Consider the following 14,229-nt stretch of genomic DNA (forward strand, 5'->3'; position numbering starts at 1 on the left):
AGTTGAGTGTAATGATTAGAGTTTTGCTGGTAGATGACCAAAATTTAATTCGTCAAGGTCTCAAAGAATTATTAAAATTGGAACCAGATTTAGAAATTGTTGGCGAAGCAGAAAATGGTGCGATAGCTGTAGACTTGGCAGCAAAATTACAGCCAGATGTAGTGCTAATGGATATTAGAATGCCAATTATGGATGGAGTTGCAGCTACACAAGAAATTCATCAAAATTTTGGTAACATCAAAATTTTGGTACTCACAACTTTTGACGATGATGAATATGTTTCCGCCGCCTTAAAATATGGTGCAATGGGTTATTTACTCAAAGATACACCTTCAGAAGAATTAGCTGCGGCAATTCGCGCCGTTCACAAAGGTTATACTCAACTAGGGCCAGGAATAGTGAAAAAACTATTGAATCAATTTCCTAGTGGTGGACAAACTCACTCAGAACCTGTGCCGCCTAGTTTAACTGAACTGACACCCAGAGAAAAAGAAGTTTTAAAATTAATTGCCACAGGTGCAAGTAACCGCGAAATTGCCCAGGAATTATATATTTCGGAAGGTACAGTGAAAAATCATGTTACTAATATTTTAAATCGCTTAAGTTTGCGCGATCGCACCCAGGCGGCTATTATTGCAAATACATTTTTAGCTTATTTAAATGAGTTTGATTAATCCAGTTAAGCCAGCCAAACTAATTATTGCTTACATTTAATACCCAACATTCTTCAAATAGCTAACTTCCAATAAACAAAGCCAAACATTCATCTTTTAAAATACCTTTCGTCACTTTGATATTTCTAAAAGACTTGGCGATAATCTCATCACAAAAAACATGAATTTGTGACTGATTTATAGAGATTAAATCTTGGATGGAAACCCCATAAATAATTTCTGATATACCAGCCCAAATACAAACTGTTGCACACATAGGACAAGGTTCACAAGTCGTATATATGCTGTAACCCTCTAAAGAAGGGTTTTTTAGTTTATTTGTTAAACTGCGAATAACATTCATTTCTGCATGGGCAGATGGATCATTATTCCGTTGCACAGTATTATATGCTACCTCAACCACTTCGTCATCCTTGACAACCACAGCACCATAAGGCCAATCACCTTTTTTGGCTGCTTCTAAGGCTAAACGCATAAAATATTCTTGGTTCATGTTCGTTATTTTCAGGTAAAAATCATGCTCAATCATATCTCATGATTTATGGGATGCAAGTACAGGCGCTAAAGGTCGAAAAAATATGTTACTAAGTAGAGAAAAAACAGAATTTTACTTAACAGACTTGGAAACACCTACAGGTAAAATTATCAATCTGACAATGGCGGCTTTAGTCCTAATTTCGTCAGGAATTTTTGTTGCCCAAACTTATAATATTCCTGACAATATTAGGTTTTTGCTAGATTTAATTGATACTGCTATCCTCATTATCTTTGCAGCAGAATACATACTGCGCTTTTGGAGTGCCGAGAATAAACTTAAGTATATTTTTAGCTTTTATGCAATTATTGATTTAATGGCAATATTGCCCTTTTTTCTCGGCACAGTAGATATCAGTTTTATTCGCCTATTAAGATGGTTTCGGATTTTACGATTAATTAGATTTATCGATCAAAAGTTTTTGTTTGCCAGCATCAGTACAGAAGATGGGCTAATTTTCGCACGGATATTATTTACATTATTTGCAATTATTTTTGTTTATTCTGGATTAATTTATCAAGTTGAACATCCAGTAAATCCCCAAGCGTATACTACATTTCTGGATGCGTTTTATTTCTCGGTTGTAACTATGACAACTGTAGGATTTGGAGACCTCACTCCTATTTCTGAAGTAGGTCGTCTGCTAACAGTATTGATGATTTTGACTGGTGTAGCGTTAATTCCTTGGCAAGTAGGAGATTTAATTAAGCGTTTGGTGAAAAATGCTAATCAGGTAGAAATAGTTTGTTCAGGTTGTGGGTTGGCTTTTCATGATATGGATGCAGCTTTTTGCAAAAGGTGTGGGACGAAATTGAGAATTAAAAGTGGCGACTAAAAATTAAATTTTGCTAAATTTTCTGGATTGGTTAATCTCAATGTAAATTTGACTAAACATCAAAGTATTGAAGAGAGCAACCCTAAATGCAACCCATTCAAATAAATTTAAAGTTCATACAAGAAAACCTTTCTGCTTTCTCCTTTTGTATATCTTTGCTTGCTCTTATAGCTACGTGGGGGAATTTTTGGAACTCAAGAAGGGTATTTTTAGCCTCTAATTATCCGAAAATAAAAGCAAATCTCTATCTGCCTAATCGATATACGCTGCCTGTTTACAATGTCCGTAACGAAAGCGACAAAATTACAGCTAATGATCTGCGAATAGAAGTTGGTATTAGAAGATGCCTAGAATTCACTGTATTTAGAGGTATGTGGTTTACCTACACTGTAGAAAAACTTACAAGACTTAAACCCCTTGAAAGTTTTGTGCCATCTGGTATGTCTAGTGGTGATTTAATTCAATGGCTCACAGAGAGAGGTCATGAACCTGCACCCCCAGTATCTGTTGAGGATCAAAAGATCCATTCCCGCATCTCCATAAAGAAATCATATAAAGTTCGACTAGACGTTTACTACACCTCCCATGTATTTGGCGCAAACAAAATCTGTATGATTTCCAAAAAATATAAATTGATATCATGTTCTAATTCCGAAGCAATAGATTCAAGAGATGAATTTTTTTGGAAACTTGTAGAATAATGCTCAGTACAGTTGCCAGCCGCATAACAACCCGACTGGAGGTAGTAGTGGTGGCGGAAGTTCTTGCAGTGGTGAAAGTTCTTGCGGTGGATGCGGTGGTGGTGGCTAAAATTGAGTGTGATATAATACTTACCAGAGTTAAAAAAGCGAGATGTATTAAAAAACCGCTGCCAAAATTTTTTACATTCAATATTTCCTAATTTCAGGAATCCCCTAATAAGGAGTAAAAGTAATGGATGCATTACTGCACAATTTCGTTGCAGATATGTATGGGCCGAACTTTCTGCTATTGTATGGTATTGTTATCATCGCAACTTTGTTATTGTGTGGGCGACTAGCCCAAGATCCGACAAAAAATCAGCCTTTACCATTAATTCCGGCGGAACCAGATCCTTACAAAATCGCTTACTTGCGTTCTCAAGCAAAAGGAATTGCTCATTTAGTATTATTCAACTTGGTGCAGCAGGGTTATTTGCAAGTTAGCGGACAGACTATTAGCAAAATACCCAGCCATCCTGATACATCAAATTTAGAGCCAATAGAAAAGCAAGTATTGGAAAGGTTTTCGGAACCTGCTACAGCTAAAATATCCCTTTTGCTGGCTACCGAGTGTGTACAGTCATTCTGCATTGCTTATCAAGAACAGTTGCATGATGAGAAATTACTGTATGCAGGTAAATGGCAAATACGCAACGTTAAAGTTAGCTTAATTGGGGCGATGCTGATTTTGAGCTTAGGCGGTTATAAATTGCTGATAGCTTTGGATAAAGGACGCTATAACGTTAGTTTTTTGATAGTTATGGGTGTATGTTCTATTATCTATCTGCTGTGGTTTGTGAGTAAGCACCATTCGCCCCTAAGTCATCTGGGAAAAAGGTATCTACAACAACTTCAAACAACCTTCGCGCAACTCATAAAAAAAGCTAGATATCATATTCCTTCTCTATTTGACTACAACCTGTTAATAGCAATCTTTGGTGTAGAGGCTCTTGCTGGTACTTCCTACGATTCCTATTACAAAGCATTCTTTCCACCTACTTATTCTGTAAAAATAAGTAGCCGCAGCACTAGCAGATCATCTAATCGTTCAAGTGGTAGTAGTTCTGGTGGTAGTTCATGCAGCAGCGGTAGTTCTGGATGTAGTTCGTACAGTAGTAGTTCATGCAGTAGCGGTAGTTCTGGCGACAGTTCATGCAGCAGTGGTAGTTCCTGCGGTAGTTCTTGTGGTGGTGGTTGTGGTGGTTGTGGCGGTGGAGACTAGAGAGGATGTCGTCAAGACTTGGACGACAAATGTCATACAACAGGCTGTCTGAAGAATTGAGACTGAAAGAATGTTCGATAAACCTGTACCAAGCACAATTACAAAATCGGTAATACTCAAGTTACTGATTATTTCAGTGGCGATAGGTTTAGTGGTGGCGATCGCAACAATAGTACCAGATATGCCTGATCCTGATTTTCTGCTTTTCTATGGTGCTATTGTGACCATCACAGTGCTAGTAAGTAGTCAGCTAGTGCAAGATCCCACACAAAATCAACCTTTACCGTTAATTCCGGCTGAACCAGATCCTTACAAAATTGCTTACCTGCGTTCTCAAGAAATGGGAGTAGCAAAGGTAGCAGTGATGGACTTGTCACAACGCGGTTATTTACAAATCACGGAAGAGTTTATTCAGCAAGCAGAAAATCATCCTGATGTATCTCTGTTAACAACCATACAACGTGAAGCATTTGATTGGTTTACTACACCAACAACACCAAGAACATCTGGATGGTTATTAGCCAGACAATTGCAGCCACACTGCAAAGTTTATCAGCAGCAACTCCTAAATGAACAACTACTAACTTCCGATAACCTGAAAGCGAGAACAGAGTTAATCAAATGGATAGGGGCTTCTATCATTGTCGGTTTGGGCGGCTTTAAGTTGGTAATAGCTTCGTTACATAATCGCAATAATATGGGTTATCTCGTGCTGATGGGAATATTCTCGTTTTACTTTCTTCAGAATGCCTGTCAGATAACTCAACATAGAAGTCTACTAGGGGTAGAGTACCTGAAACAACTAGAAGCCACATTCAAGCAATTAAAACAAAAAATTCAAGCTGATATCCCGGAAGCAACTTTCGCACAGTTAAAACAAAAAGTAGAAATTGGCATTCCTTCCGAGTTTGAATATAACTTGGCTGTAGCACTCTACGGTTTTGATTTACTTGCAGGAACTCGCTACGACAAATATCAAAATATTTTTGTCCCCATGAGAACTACTACCAGTAGTCAAAATAGTAGTTCTGGCGGCTGTGGCGGAGGTGGCTGTAGTGGCGGTTGTAGCGGTTCCTGCGGTGGTGGTGGATGTGGGGGTTGTGGTGGATGTGGTGGAGACTAAAAAATTATGTTATCTCAACTTCCTACTTTGGGTGTCGGGTTGGGTTTTCGAGAACCATTCAAAAGTGATTTGTTTCTCAACCGTCACCAAGTGGACTTTCTCGAAATTGTGGCAGAACATTATCTTGATGCACCAGTACAAAAACAACAAGAGTTAGAAATACTGGCTGCACATTTCCCGATAATTCCCCACGCCATTAATTTGTCGCTGGGTAGTGCGGAAGGTTTAGATACAGATTATTTAGGCAAACTTGCAACCTTAATTAAACAACTTAACCCGCCTTGGTGGAGTGAACATATTTGTTTTACCAAAGCTGGCGGTGTGGATATTGGGCATTTGTCACCACTACCTTACACCAAAGAGGCGGTAGATATACTCTGTCGCAATATTGCCGAAGTGCGACGCTTTGTTGATGTGCCGTTAATTCTGGAAAATATTACCTATATGGTAAAACTTCCTGGTGCAGAGATGACCGAAGCGCAGTTTTTGGCAGAAGTGGTAGAACGTGCTGACTGTGGGTTGCTGTTGGATGTAACGAATTTACATACCAATGCGGTGAATTATGGTTATGATGTGCAAGATTTTCTCCATGATTTACCGTGGGAACGTGTTGTACAGTTGCATTTCGTCGGCGGACATTGGCATGATGGGGTATTAATTGATAGTCATTCCCAGTCAACACCCCCGGAAGTTTGGCAAATAATGGAGGAAGTTGTAGCCCGTATTCCCGTGAAAGGGATAGTGTTAGAACGGGATGAAAATTTACCTCCGTTTTCAGAAATAGCCCAAGAATTGGATACAGCACGAAAAATTGGTAGGAGTTATCAAAGATGGGGTTAGCACAAACCCAGCAAGTTTTAGCCCAGCTTTATACTAATACTGAATTTCGAGAGCGTTTTTTTGCCAACCCGCAAGCGGTGGGTGTGGAGTTTGGTTTGAGTGATGATGAAGCGCAGCAGTTAGCGGAAGTTTCATCGCAGGAAGTCAATATATTTGCCAATTCTCTCAAGTGGAAGCGGTTAGGGGAAATACGAGAATTGTTACCCAGAACAGCTAAGGCGTTGGGGAAAAATTTTAATACTTTGTTTTGGCGATATGCAGAGACTTATTTACCGACGGGAATAAAAAAACATCGGGATGATGCGATCGCTTTTGCTAACTTTATTAATAACGCTGCACAAAAGGAAGAACTCGCACCAGTTTGGGTAAGTGATTTAGTCCGCTACGAAAAAGCTTGGCTACTCGCTTATGAACCTGGGAAATGCTTGAAATTCTGTTGGTTGCGTTACGCTGTTCATCGTGATTTTACGGCAAAACCAACTTTAGCAATATGGTGGCGTTGGTCGGGGCGATCGCAATTACGTCATATAATATTACCTCACGCAGAGGCGCGGAGAGTATCAGGAGTTGTAGATTAGTTTACTCATGAATAAAATAGACCGCCAGAGGGAACATCAAGCCAATGAAAGAACTTTTTTAGCTTGGTTGAGAACTTCTATTGCTTTAATTGGGTTTGGTTTTGCCATTGCAAGGTTTGGTCTATTTTTACGCCAATTAAATACGGCAATTACGCAACAGGAACCAACAGTACATCCGCTATTTAACTCGGAAAATTTAGGAGTTGCTTTAGTAATTGTGGGAGTAGGTGCGATCGCTTTAGCTGCTTGGCGATATAATCAGGTGTTCTGGCAAATTGAACGCGGTGACTATCGACCCAATCGTTTACCTGTTTGGTTTATCACCACAATTGTGATGATTTTAGGCTTGCTGAGTATTCCTTTACTATTTTTCCGAAATTATGTTACGCCGCGCCCATCTTTAATGTCGCCTCAACCACAAACGAAAAATATTAGGTAACAATCATTATTGTGTAATTCATAGATTAAGGCATATTTAAAAATTTAATTTTGTGCTTTTAAATATAATCAGCTAAAATTTTAGAATAGATTAAACAATCAAATAAAGCTGGTTTTACATTAGAAATCAAATCCCGAACCTGTACCCCCACGAATGAGAAGTACTTGTTTGAAAGCCTTTGCTAGATATTCTTTTGGCGATTGAGTACATCGTTAATAGATATAAATAAATAAAGTATTTCGGATGAGATACTAAAGCTTACATTCACTATTTAGAGTCAAACTCAAAGCCCGCAAGTGGTCAATCAAATATTATCCTAACCAGGGATAATCCTACCTACATATATTGGATTTTCCAGTTAGATGCAGCTAACATGAAACACCAACTTCTAGGCTTTAACTATTTCTAATTAGTATCACAACGCTGTCTGATAGTGCCGTTTAAAGGCTAGGGCTACAATTATGAGTCAAACCTTTGCAACCATCGACGGGAATGAAGCTGTTGCCCGTGTTGCTTACAAATTAAATGAAGTAATTGCTATTTACCCTATCACCCCGTCTTCGGCAATGGGCGAATGGGCGGATGCGTGGTCAGCGGAAAGCCGCCCGAATCTTTGGGGTACGGTTCCCAGCGTTGTGCAGATGCAAAGTGAAGGCGGTGCGGCTGGTGCAGTGCATGGGGCATTACAAACAGGTTCTCTGAGTACGACTTTTACGGCTTCTCAGGGGCTATTGTTGATGATTCCTAACCTCTACAAAATTGCTGGGGAACTGACTAGCACAGTTGTTCATGTGGCTGCACGTTCTTTGGCTACACACGCTTTATCCATTTTCGGCGACCATAGTGATTTAATGGCGGCGCGGGCGACTGGTTTTGCTTTGTTGTGTTCCGCTTCGGTACAGGAAAGTCACGACTTAGCGCTTATCGCCCATGCAGCTACCTTAGAAACTCGCGTCTCGTTCATGCACTTCTTTGACGGGTTCCGCACGTCTCATGAAGTGCAGAAGGTGATGTTACTCTCCGATGACGAGATTAAATCGCTCATTCCCGACGAATTAATTTTAGAACACCGCGCCCGTGCTTTAACTCCAGACCATCCTGTGTTACGTGGTACAGCCCAAAACCCTGATGTTTACTTCCAATCAAGAGAAGGCGCGAACTCCTACTACAACGCCTGTCCAGAGATTGTGCAGAACATCATGGATAAATTTGGCGATCGCACAGGAAGATACTACCGCATTTTTGAATATCACGGTGCGGAAGATGCAGAACGGGTAATTGTCATCATGGGTTCTGGTTGTGAAACCGTCCATGAAACTGTTGATTATCTCAACGCTGCTGGGGAAAAAGTGGGCGTGGTGAAAGTACGCCTCTACCGTCCCTTTGATGTCCAAAGGTTTGTGGAAATGTTACCAGAAAGTGTACAAGCGATCGCGGTTTTAGACCGCACTAAAGAAGCAGGTAGCGCCGGCGAACCACTATATCTGGATGTCGTCGCTGCTATTCACGAAATCCGTGCTGAACGCGGTAGTGGTAGAGACAAAGTTCCATCTGTGACTGTTGCTGCGCGTGGTAGTGGTAGAGACAAAGTTCCATCTGTAACTGTTGCTGCGCGTGGTAGTGGTAGAGATAAACTTCCATCTGTAATTGTTGGTGGACGTTACGGCCTTTCCTCTAAGGAGTTTACTCCGGCGATGGTGAAGGCCGTCTTCGACAACCTCGCCCAACCAACACCCAAAAATCATTTCACTGTGGGTATTCACGACGATGTTACCCACACTTCCCTCAATTTTGACCCCGATTTTTCCATCGAACCCGATAACGTCGTCCGGGCGATGTTTTACGGGTTGGGTTCCGATGGTACAGTAGGGGCGAATAAAAACTCCATCAAAATTATCGGTGAGGGAACCGATAACTACGCCCAAGGTTACTTTGTCTACGACTCGAAAAAATCCGGCTCGATGACCGTTTCTCACCTGCGGTTCGGTCCGCAACCCATTCATTCGACTTACCTGATAGACAAAGCCAATTTTATTGGCTGTCACCATTGGGTATTTCTAGAAAAGATAGATATACTGCAAACGGCTGCAACCGGGGCGACCATTTTATTAAACAGTCCCTTTGATAAAGAGACTGTTTGGCGAAATCTTCCCCCAAAAGTGCGCCAGCAAATTTTAGATAAGCAGCTGAAATTGTATGTCATTAACGCCAACCAAGTTGCCCGCGACAGTGGGATGGGGGGACGCATCAATACAATTATGCAAGTATGTTTCTTTGCTTTAGCCGGGGTTTTACCACAAGCAGAAGCGATCGCCAAAATTAAAAAGGCGATCGAAAAAACATACAGTAAGAAAGGTGCAGATATCGTCCGCATGAATATGCAAGCGGTGGATATGACACTAGATAATCTGCATCAAGTCCAAATTCCCACCGCCGAACAAGGTAAATGGCTAGATGAGGAATTATTCTCGACAACTTCCTTATGTGTAACTGCACCCGAATTTATCCAAGAAGTATTGGGTAAAATCATGGTTTGGCAAGGTGATGACTTACCTGTCAGCGCCTTACCCCCAGATGGAACCTTCCCCACAGGGACAGCCAAATGGGAAAAACGCAACGTCGCCCAAGAAATCCCTGTATGGGAACCGGATGTCTGCGTACAATGCAGTAAATGTGTGATGGTTTGTCCGCACAGCGCCATTCGTGCTAAAGCTTATGCAGAAAGTGAGTTAGCTGATGCACCACAGGCTTTTAAGTCAGTAAATGCTAAAGATAAAGATTTTAATCATCAAAAATTTACTATTCAAGTTGCTCCCGAAGATTGTACAGGTTGCGCTATTTGTGTAGATATTTGTCCTGCTAAAAATAAATCTGAACCTGGTAAAAAAGCCATTAATATGGCGCAGCAACTACCTTTAAGAGAACAAGAAAGAGAAAATTGGGATTTCTTTTTAAATTTACCCAATCCTGACCGCAGAAATTTAAAATTAAACCAAATTAGTCAACAACAATTACAAGAACCATTATTTGAATTTTCTGGTGCTTGCGCTGGTTGTGGTGAGACACCTTATTTAAAATTATTAACCCAATTGTTTGGCGATCGCGCTGTTATTGCCAACGCCACCGGCTGTTCTTCCATCTACGGAGGAAACCTCCCCACCACGCCTTGGACAACCAACGCCGACGGACGCGGCCCCGCTTGGTCAAATAGTTTATTTGAAGATAACGCCGAATTTGGTTTTGGTTATCGCTTATCTATAGATAAACAAACAGAATTTGCCACCGAATTATTACAACAATTAGGCAGTGAATTAGGAGATAATTTAGTTCATTCCATCCTCAAAGCTGAACAAAAAACCGAAGCCGATATTTGGGAACAACGAGAAAGAGTAGCTTTATTAAAAGAAAAATTAGATAAAATTCTCACTGACGAAATAGACCCTAACTTAATATCTAAAACCAAAATTCTCAAATCCCTCGCTGATTATTTAGTTAAAAAAAGCGTGTGGATTGTTGGCGGTGATGGTTGGGCGTATGATATTGATTTTGGTGGAATTGATCATGTGTTGGCAAGCGATCGCAACGTCAATATTTTAGTAATGGATACAGAAGTATATTCTAATACTGGCGGTCAATCTTCAAAAGCCACACCCAAAGCAGCCGTAGCGAAATTTGCCGCCAGTGGTAAGCCTACACCCAAAAAAGATTTAGGCTTAATTGCCATGACCTACGGCAACGCCTACGTAGCCAGTGTAGCTTTAGGCGCAAAGGATGACCACACCCTCAAAGCATTTTTAGAAGCCGAAGCTTACGACGGGCCATCATTAATTATTGCCTACAGCCATTGCATTGCCCACGGCATCAACATGACCACAGGCATGAATCACCAAAAAGCTTTGGTAGAATCAGGACGATGGTTGCTATATCGTTACAATCCCCTGCTACGCGAACAAGGTAAGAACCCCTTGCAATTAGAGCGTAGACGAGAAACAGCAAGTCAAGATACATCTGTAGAGCAATCAATGTATCAAGAAAATCGCTTTAAAATGCTTGCTAAGAGTAAACCAGAAATTGCCAAGCACTTATTACAACAAGCACAAGCCGAAGTCGATGCACGTTGGCAAATGTATCAATATTTAGCCCAACAGAATCTATAAAAACACGGTCTTAACCAAGCAAAAGTAATAGGAGAGGAGTTTCTTAAAAACCTATTTTGTAGCTATACAAATATCCTAAGATCGGATAAAGTAGCAATTACTTAGCTTGTATAGCCACATAAATAGTTAAATGAGCCTGCATAACCCAAAGTCTTTTTCCCTCAATAGTTTAAAGCGAAAGGCAACCAGCACAGTAGGACGTGCAAAAGTAAGACAACTTGACACAAAATTAAGTTGTTCTGCCTGGAGCGATGAATATGTTGCTCTATATCTAGGTAATAGTCTTGAACACTACAGTAGTTGGGAGCAACCTACTGTAATTGTTTCCGATGGCGCTTATGGTATTCTTGGTTTTGAAGGAGATACTTCAGACCACCTAGATTTACCTTATTGGTATGAACCTCACATTGCAGCGTGGTCAAAAGCTGTGATGCCATGTACAACTCTTTGGTTTTGGAACTCCGAAATTGGTTGGGCTGTTGTACATCCACTTCTGGAAAAATATGGTTGGCGCTACGTTAATTGTAATATTTGGAACAAGGGAAAAGGACACATAGCAGGAAATATTAATACAGAAAAAATTCGTAGGTTCCCTGTCGTTACAGAAGTATGTGTTCAATATGTGCGAGAAGTGAAAATTAATGAACTTACTTTAAAAGCATGGTTACTGTATGAATGGAAACGCTCTAAATTACCGTTAAAGCGAGCAAATGATGCTTGTGGTGTAATTGATGCTGCAACTAGAAAATATTTTGATCAAGGGCATTTATGGTATTTTCCACCTCCAAAAATGTTTGAAAGGCTAGTGAAATATGCAAATGAGTATGGCAACCCAGAAGGAAAACCTTATTTTTCTTTGAATGGAAATCAACCCTTAACGGGAGAAGAATGGAATAAATTACGGTCAAAATTTAAATGTCCTCATGGTTTTACAAATGTTTGGGAACGCCCAGCATTACGAGGGGATGAAAGAATTAAAACTTCGTCTGGGAAGGCAGTACATCTCAATCAAAAACCTCTGGATTTAATGAACGTCATCATTGAGTCATCATCTGATGAAAATGATGTAATTTGGGAACCATTTGGAGGTTTGTTTAGTGCATCACTAGCAGCACGTAAAATAAAACGTAGAGCATATTCATGTGAGCTTGATTCAGACTATTTCTATTATGGTTTTAAAAGATTTAATCAATAAGTTCATCAATATTCTCTTCTCTAATTTCTAAATAATTCTGTAAAGTTCTCTTGATACTTTCTTCTCGGCGGCTTGATAAAAGTTTATTCCATTGACCTATTGTCATACCAGCAACTTCCGTATTGTAAACACGTTGCTTGAATCTTTCGATGTCTGGATGTACAATTCTGTCCAACTTTGCAAAATTGGTGTCTAGTCTATAAGTATATCGCGTTAGTAGTTGACGCATAAGAAGCTGATATTCTCTAGTGGGCTGATAGAGTTTTCCGTCAATCCCCCATGATTCAACTATTTTTTGAGCTTCTAAGAATTCTTCTATAGATCCCTGAAACTTATAACCATTGGTATTAGTTTGTTGTAGGTTTGCTGTTCTGAGTGTTGTATCTTCTGGTTCCAGAACAAGATAATCGGGCGGATTATGGTAATGACTGTCTCTAGCCATAGCTATAGATAAACCAGAGACAACGCCTACACCAAAAATGCGAGGTTTGCCATAGATAACTTTCTCAGGTAGCCATGCCAGTATAGCAACATAGGTCTGGTCAAACTGAAAGTGGTTCTGACTATCCTTAAAACGTGCGGTTATCTCAGTTGCTAATGGGAACCATGCTTTAATCTCTAATCCTGGTGTCGGTTGAACTTTTCCGACAAAAATAGTATCTGGAAAGCCAGGATCTTGCCTTTGCCATTGTCCTAAATTAGAAAATTCACTCTGCTTATTCAAAAGTTCCACAGTGTTAAATTCAATCAAATTGCCAACCAACGGTGATAGTTTAGAAATAACTTTGGCTAAATTGACTGCTGCATCAACAGTGATAGGCTTGGATATATCTAAAACGTCAAAAATATGACCAGATAAGCTATCAATATATTGAGATGCAAGATCGATGACTTCCTGGGTCTTCATGTATCTTCTTTGCAAGATATATTAGATACTTCTTGCTCAATTTTCCTCAGAATTTCGCAGGGCGATATGCCTATTATACGAGTCACTAATAGGAACTCAATCACATCTAATCGCCGTTCACCATTCTCATACTTAGCCACAAAAGATTGGGGTTTTTTAAGAAATTTAGCCAGGGTTGCTTGAGTTAGTTGAGCTTCTTTACGGGCTGCAATCATACATCGCCGGAATATCTCATATTCATAACTGAAAACTGATTTCATTGTGCAATAAGTTTGAATATTATGTATTGTCTCAACACAATAAACCCATTTTCGGATAATCCCAAAATAGGATAATAGATTATTTCTGGTTTGTAGAATTACAAAATCTTACAATACACTAGGCAAAGATGATCGCATATTACGTAGCAAGCATTTAATTTAATGGTTTCCGCCATCCAAAAATCCGGCAGCATACAGGTTGTGCCGTAGCTTGATAGACAAGTGTGGTTGTGAAATTATCCAATTGCGAGAACAAGGTAAGAAACCCTGGCAAATGGATATGCGATCGCCAGCAGAAGCCTTAAATTAGATTATGGCTAAAGTGTCTAAAATTTGAATGCCAACATATTTCTCACGGAGATGTTTCTATCGTTTTAGTTATTGGCTTTGACATAAAAAATTTGCGGGAGTTGGGGAGATTGTAATTATACATCAGCGATCGCATCTTTTCCCGCTTCATCATTTAGTTGATTCACTATTACCTTGATCACTGTGAGACTTAGGTTTACTTAAAAGAAACCACCAGATTTCTAAACCAATTAATCCCAAACCCACCGCTGTAACTGCACCTTTAATGGATAGTGGTTGTTCAATGCGCCGGAACTGAGTGATGGATAATTCCTGTGGGTTGGGAATTTGCGCCATCCCTACACCCCCAGCTAAACTCAACATCAATCCACAACTGACAACAGTACTAATAATTACCTTGCTATTCCACATTGTT

15 protein-coding genes are annotated in these 14,229 nt (G+C 40.0%); 11 read left to right on the top strand and 4 right to left on the bottom strand.

Annotated elements, in window-relative coordinates; translation table 11 throughout:
• The first annotated feature begins 11 nt into the window (after positions 1 to 11).
• Positions 12 to 674, top strand: a complete 663-nt coding sequence (locus IQ244_RS09765; protein WP_193892826.1) for a response regulator — start codon at positions 12 to 14, stop codon at positions 672 to 674.
• 61 nt (positions 675 to 735) lie between these two features.
• Here the strand turns inward: IQ244_RS09765 and IQ244_RS09770 are convergent, their stop codons facing one another.
• On the bottom strand, positions 736 to 1,167 hold the full coding sequence (locus IQ244_RS09770) for a nucleoside deaminase (RefSeq protein ID WP_193893011.1): 432 nt from the start codon (positions 1,165 to 1,167) through the stop codon (positions 736 to 738).
• Positions 1,168 to 1,252: 85 nt separating this feature from the next.
• On the opposite strand from IQ244_RS09770, the gene IQ244_RS09775 reads away from it, so the two are divergent.
• The 10 genes from IQ244_RS09775 to IQ244_RS09820 all read left to right on the top strand — a co-directional run bounded on the left by IQ244_RS09775 (position 1,253) and on the right by IQ244_RS09820 (position 12,338).
• Positions 1,253 to 2,044 carry an ion transporter gene (locus IQ244_RS09775; RefSeq protein WP_193892829.1) on the top strand — a complete coding sequence of 264 codons (792 nt, stop codon included), beginning with the start codon at positions 1,253 to 1,255 and terminating at the stop codon, positions 2,042 to 2,044.
• 86 nt (positions 2,045 to 2,130) lie between these two features.
• The gene (locus IQ244_RS09780; protein WP_193892832.1) at positions 2,131 to 2,745 is read left to right on the top strand and encodes a hypothetical protein; all 615 of its coding nucleotides are present in this window, start codon (positions 2,131 to 2,133) and stop codon (positions 2,743 to 2,745) included.
• On the top strand, positions 2,745 to 2,945 hold the full coding sequence (locus tag IQ244_RS09785; protein WP_193892835.1) for a hypothetical protein: 201 nt from the start codon (positions 2,745 to 2,747) through the stop codon (positions 2,943 to 2,945). The genes IQ244_RS09780 and IQ244_RS09785 overlap by 1 nt, the downstream gene beginning before the upstream one ends.
• Positions 2,946 to 2,977: 32 nt before the next feature.
• Positions 2,978 to 4,006 carry a TIGR04222 domain-containing membrane protein gene (locus IQ244_RS09790; protein ID WP_193892838.1) on the top strand — a complete coding sequence of 343 codons (1,029 nt, stop codon included), beginning with the start codon at positions 2,978 to 2,980 and terminating at the stop codon, positions 4,004 to 4,006.
• Between the two features lie 70 nt (positions 4,007 to 4,076).
• Positions 4,077 to 5,129 carry a TIGR04222 domain-containing membrane protein gene (locus IQ244_RS09795; RefSeq protein WP_193892841.1) on the top strand — a complete coding sequence of 351 codons (1,053 nt, stop codon included), beginning with the start codon at positions 4,077 to 4,079 and terminating at the stop codon, positions 5,127 to 5,129.
• A 6-nt stretch (positions 5,130 to 5,135) separates the two neighbouring features.
• Complete coding sequence (locus IQ244_RS09800; RefSeq protein ID WP_193892844.1) at positions 5,136 to 5,969, top strand: DUF692 domain-containing protein; 834 nt, start codon at positions 5,136 to 5,138, stop codon at positions 5,967 to 5,969.
• Positions 5,960 to 6,547 carry a hypothetical protein gene (locus IQ244_RS09805; RefSeq protein ID WP_193892847.1) on the top strand — a complete coding sequence of 196 codons (588 nt, stop codon included), beginning with the start codon at positions 5,960 to 5,962 and terminating at the stop codon, positions 6,545 to 6,547. The genes IQ244_RS09800 and IQ244_RS09805 overlap by 10 nt, the downstream gene beginning before the upstream one ends.
• 7 nt (positions 6,548 to 6,554) lie before the next feature.
• Positions 6,555 to 6,986 carry a YidH family protein gene (locus IQ244_RS09810; RefSeq protein WP_193892850.1) on the top strand — a complete coding sequence of 144 codons (432 nt, stop codon included), beginning with the start codon at positions 6,555 to 6,557 and terminating at the stop codon, positions 6,984 to 6,986.
• A gap of 461 nt (positions 6,987 to 7,447) precedes the next feature.
• Positions 7,448 to 11,143, top strand: coding sequence for a pyruvate:ferredoxin (flavodoxin) oxidoreductase (gene nifJ, locus IQ244_RS09815; protein WP_193892853.1), 3,696 nt, complete (start codon positions 7,448 to 7,450; stop codon positions 11,141 to 11,143).
• A 130-nt stretch (positions 11,144 to 11,273) separates the two neighbouring features.
• Positions 11,274 to 12,338: a DNA methyltransferase gene (locus IQ244_RS09820; RefSeq protein ID WP_193892856.1), complete on the top strand. Its 1,065-nt coding sequence runs from the start codon at positions 11,274 to 11,276 to the stop codon at positions 12,336 to 12,338.
• On the opposite strand, the gene IQ244_RS09825 is transcribed toward IQ244_RS09820, so the two are convergent.
• The 3 genes from IQ244_RS09825 to IQ244_RS09835 all read right to left on the bottom strand — a co-directional run bounded on the left by IQ244_RS09825 (position 12,328) and on the right by IQ244_RS09835 (position 14,225).
• On the bottom strand, positions 12,328 to 13,245 hold the full coding sequence (locus tag IQ244_RS09825) for a hypothetical protein (RefSeq protein WP_193892859.1): 918 nt from the start codon (positions 13,243 to 13,245) through the stop codon (positions 12,328 to 12,330). The two genes, IQ244_RS09820 and IQ244_RS09825, sit on opposite strands and share 11 nt — an antisense overlap.
• Positions 13,242 to 13,460: a helix-turn-helix domain-containing protein gene (locus tag IQ244_RS09830; RefSeq protein WP_228058831.1), complete on the bottom strand. Its 219-nt coding sequence runs from the start codon at positions 13,458 to 13,460 to the stop codon at positions 13,242 to 13,244. Before IQ244_RS09830 ends, IQ244_RS09825 begins: the two co-directional genes overlap by 4 nt.
• 504 nt (positions 13,461 to 13,964) lie before the next feature.
• Positions 13,965 to 14,225 carry a hypothetical protein gene (locus tag IQ244_RS09835; protein WP_193892865.1) on the bottom strand — a complete coding sequence of 87 codons (261 nt, stop codon included), beginning with the start codon at positions 14,223 to 14,225 and terminating at the stop codon, positions 13,965 to 13,967.
• Positions 14,226 to 14,229 lie beyond the last annotated feature (4 nt).

The sequence above is a fragment of the Nostoc sp. LEGE 06077 genome (assembly GCF_015207705.1).
GTDB lineage: Bacteria > Cyanobacteriota > Cyanobacteriia > Cyanobacteriales > Nostocaceae > Nostoc_B.

What these genes read in the sequence shown, in the direction of transcription:
- IQ244_RS09780 (WP_193892832.1), top strand. Translation starts at nt 2,131, where the DNA reads ATGCAACCCATTCAAATAAATTTAAAGTTCATACAAGAAAACCTTTCT.
- IQ244_RS09805 (WP_193892847.1), top strand. Translation starts at nt 5,960, where the DNA reads ATGGGGTTAGCACAAACCCAGCAAGTTTTAGCCCAGCTTTATACTAAT.
- nifJ (WP_193892853.1), top strand. Translation starts at nt 7,448, where the DNA reads ATGAGTCAAACCTTTGCAACCATCGACGGGAATGAAGCTGTTGCCCGT.
- IQ244_RS09800 (WP_193892844.1), top strand. Translation starts at nt 5,136, where the DNA reads ATGTTATCTCAACTTCCTACTTTGGGTGTCGGGTTGGGTTTTCGAGAA.
- IQ244_RS09795 (WP_193892841.1), top strand. Translation starts at nt 4,077, where the DNA reads ATGTTCGATAAACCTGTACCAAGCACAATTACAAAATCGGTAATACTC.
- IQ244_RS09770 (WP_193893011.1), bottom strand. Translation starts at nt 1,167, where the DNA reads ATGAACCAAGAATATTTTATGCGTTTAGCCTTAGAAGCAGCCAAAAAA.
- IQ244_RS09825 (WP_193892859.1), bottom strand. Translation starts at nt 13,245, where the DNA reads ATGAAGACCCAGGAAGTCATCGATCTTGCATCTCAATATATTGATAGC.
- IQ244_RS09785 (WP_193892835.1), top strand. Translation starts at nt 2,745, where the DNA reads ATGCTCAGTACAGTTGCCAGCCGCATAACAACCCGACTGGAGGTAGTA.
- IQ244_RS09820 (WP_193892856.1), top strand. Translation starts at nt 11,274, where the DNA reads ATGAGCCTGCATAACCCAAAGTCTTTTTCCCTCAATAGTTTAAAGCGA.
- IQ244_RS09775 (WP_193892829.1), top strand. Translation starts at nt 1,253, where the DNA reads ATGTTACTAAGTAGAGAAAAAACAGAATTTTACTTAACAGACTTGGAA.
- IQ244_RS09835 (WP_193892865.1), bottom strand. Translation starts at nt 14,225, where the DNA reads ATGTGGAATAGCAAGGTAATTATTAGTACTGTTGTCAGTTGTGGATTG.
- IQ244_RS09830 (WP_228058831.1), bottom strand. Translation starts at nt 13,460, where the DNA reads ATGATTGCAGCCCGTAAAGAAGCTCAACTAACTCAAGCAACCCTGGCT.
- IQ244_RS09810 (WP_193892850.1), top strand. Translation starts at nt 6,555, where the DNA reads ATGAATAAAATAGACCGCCAGAGGGAACATCAAGCCAATGAAAGAACT.
- IQ244_RS09790 (WP_193892838.1), top strand. Translation starts at nt 2,978, where the DNA reads ATGGATGCATTACTGCACAATTTCGTTGCAGATATGTATGGGCCGAAC.
- IQ244_RS09765 (WP_193892826.1), top strand. Translation starts at nt 12, where the DNA reads ATGATTAGAGTTTTGCTGGTAGATGACCAAAATTTAATTCGTCAAGGT.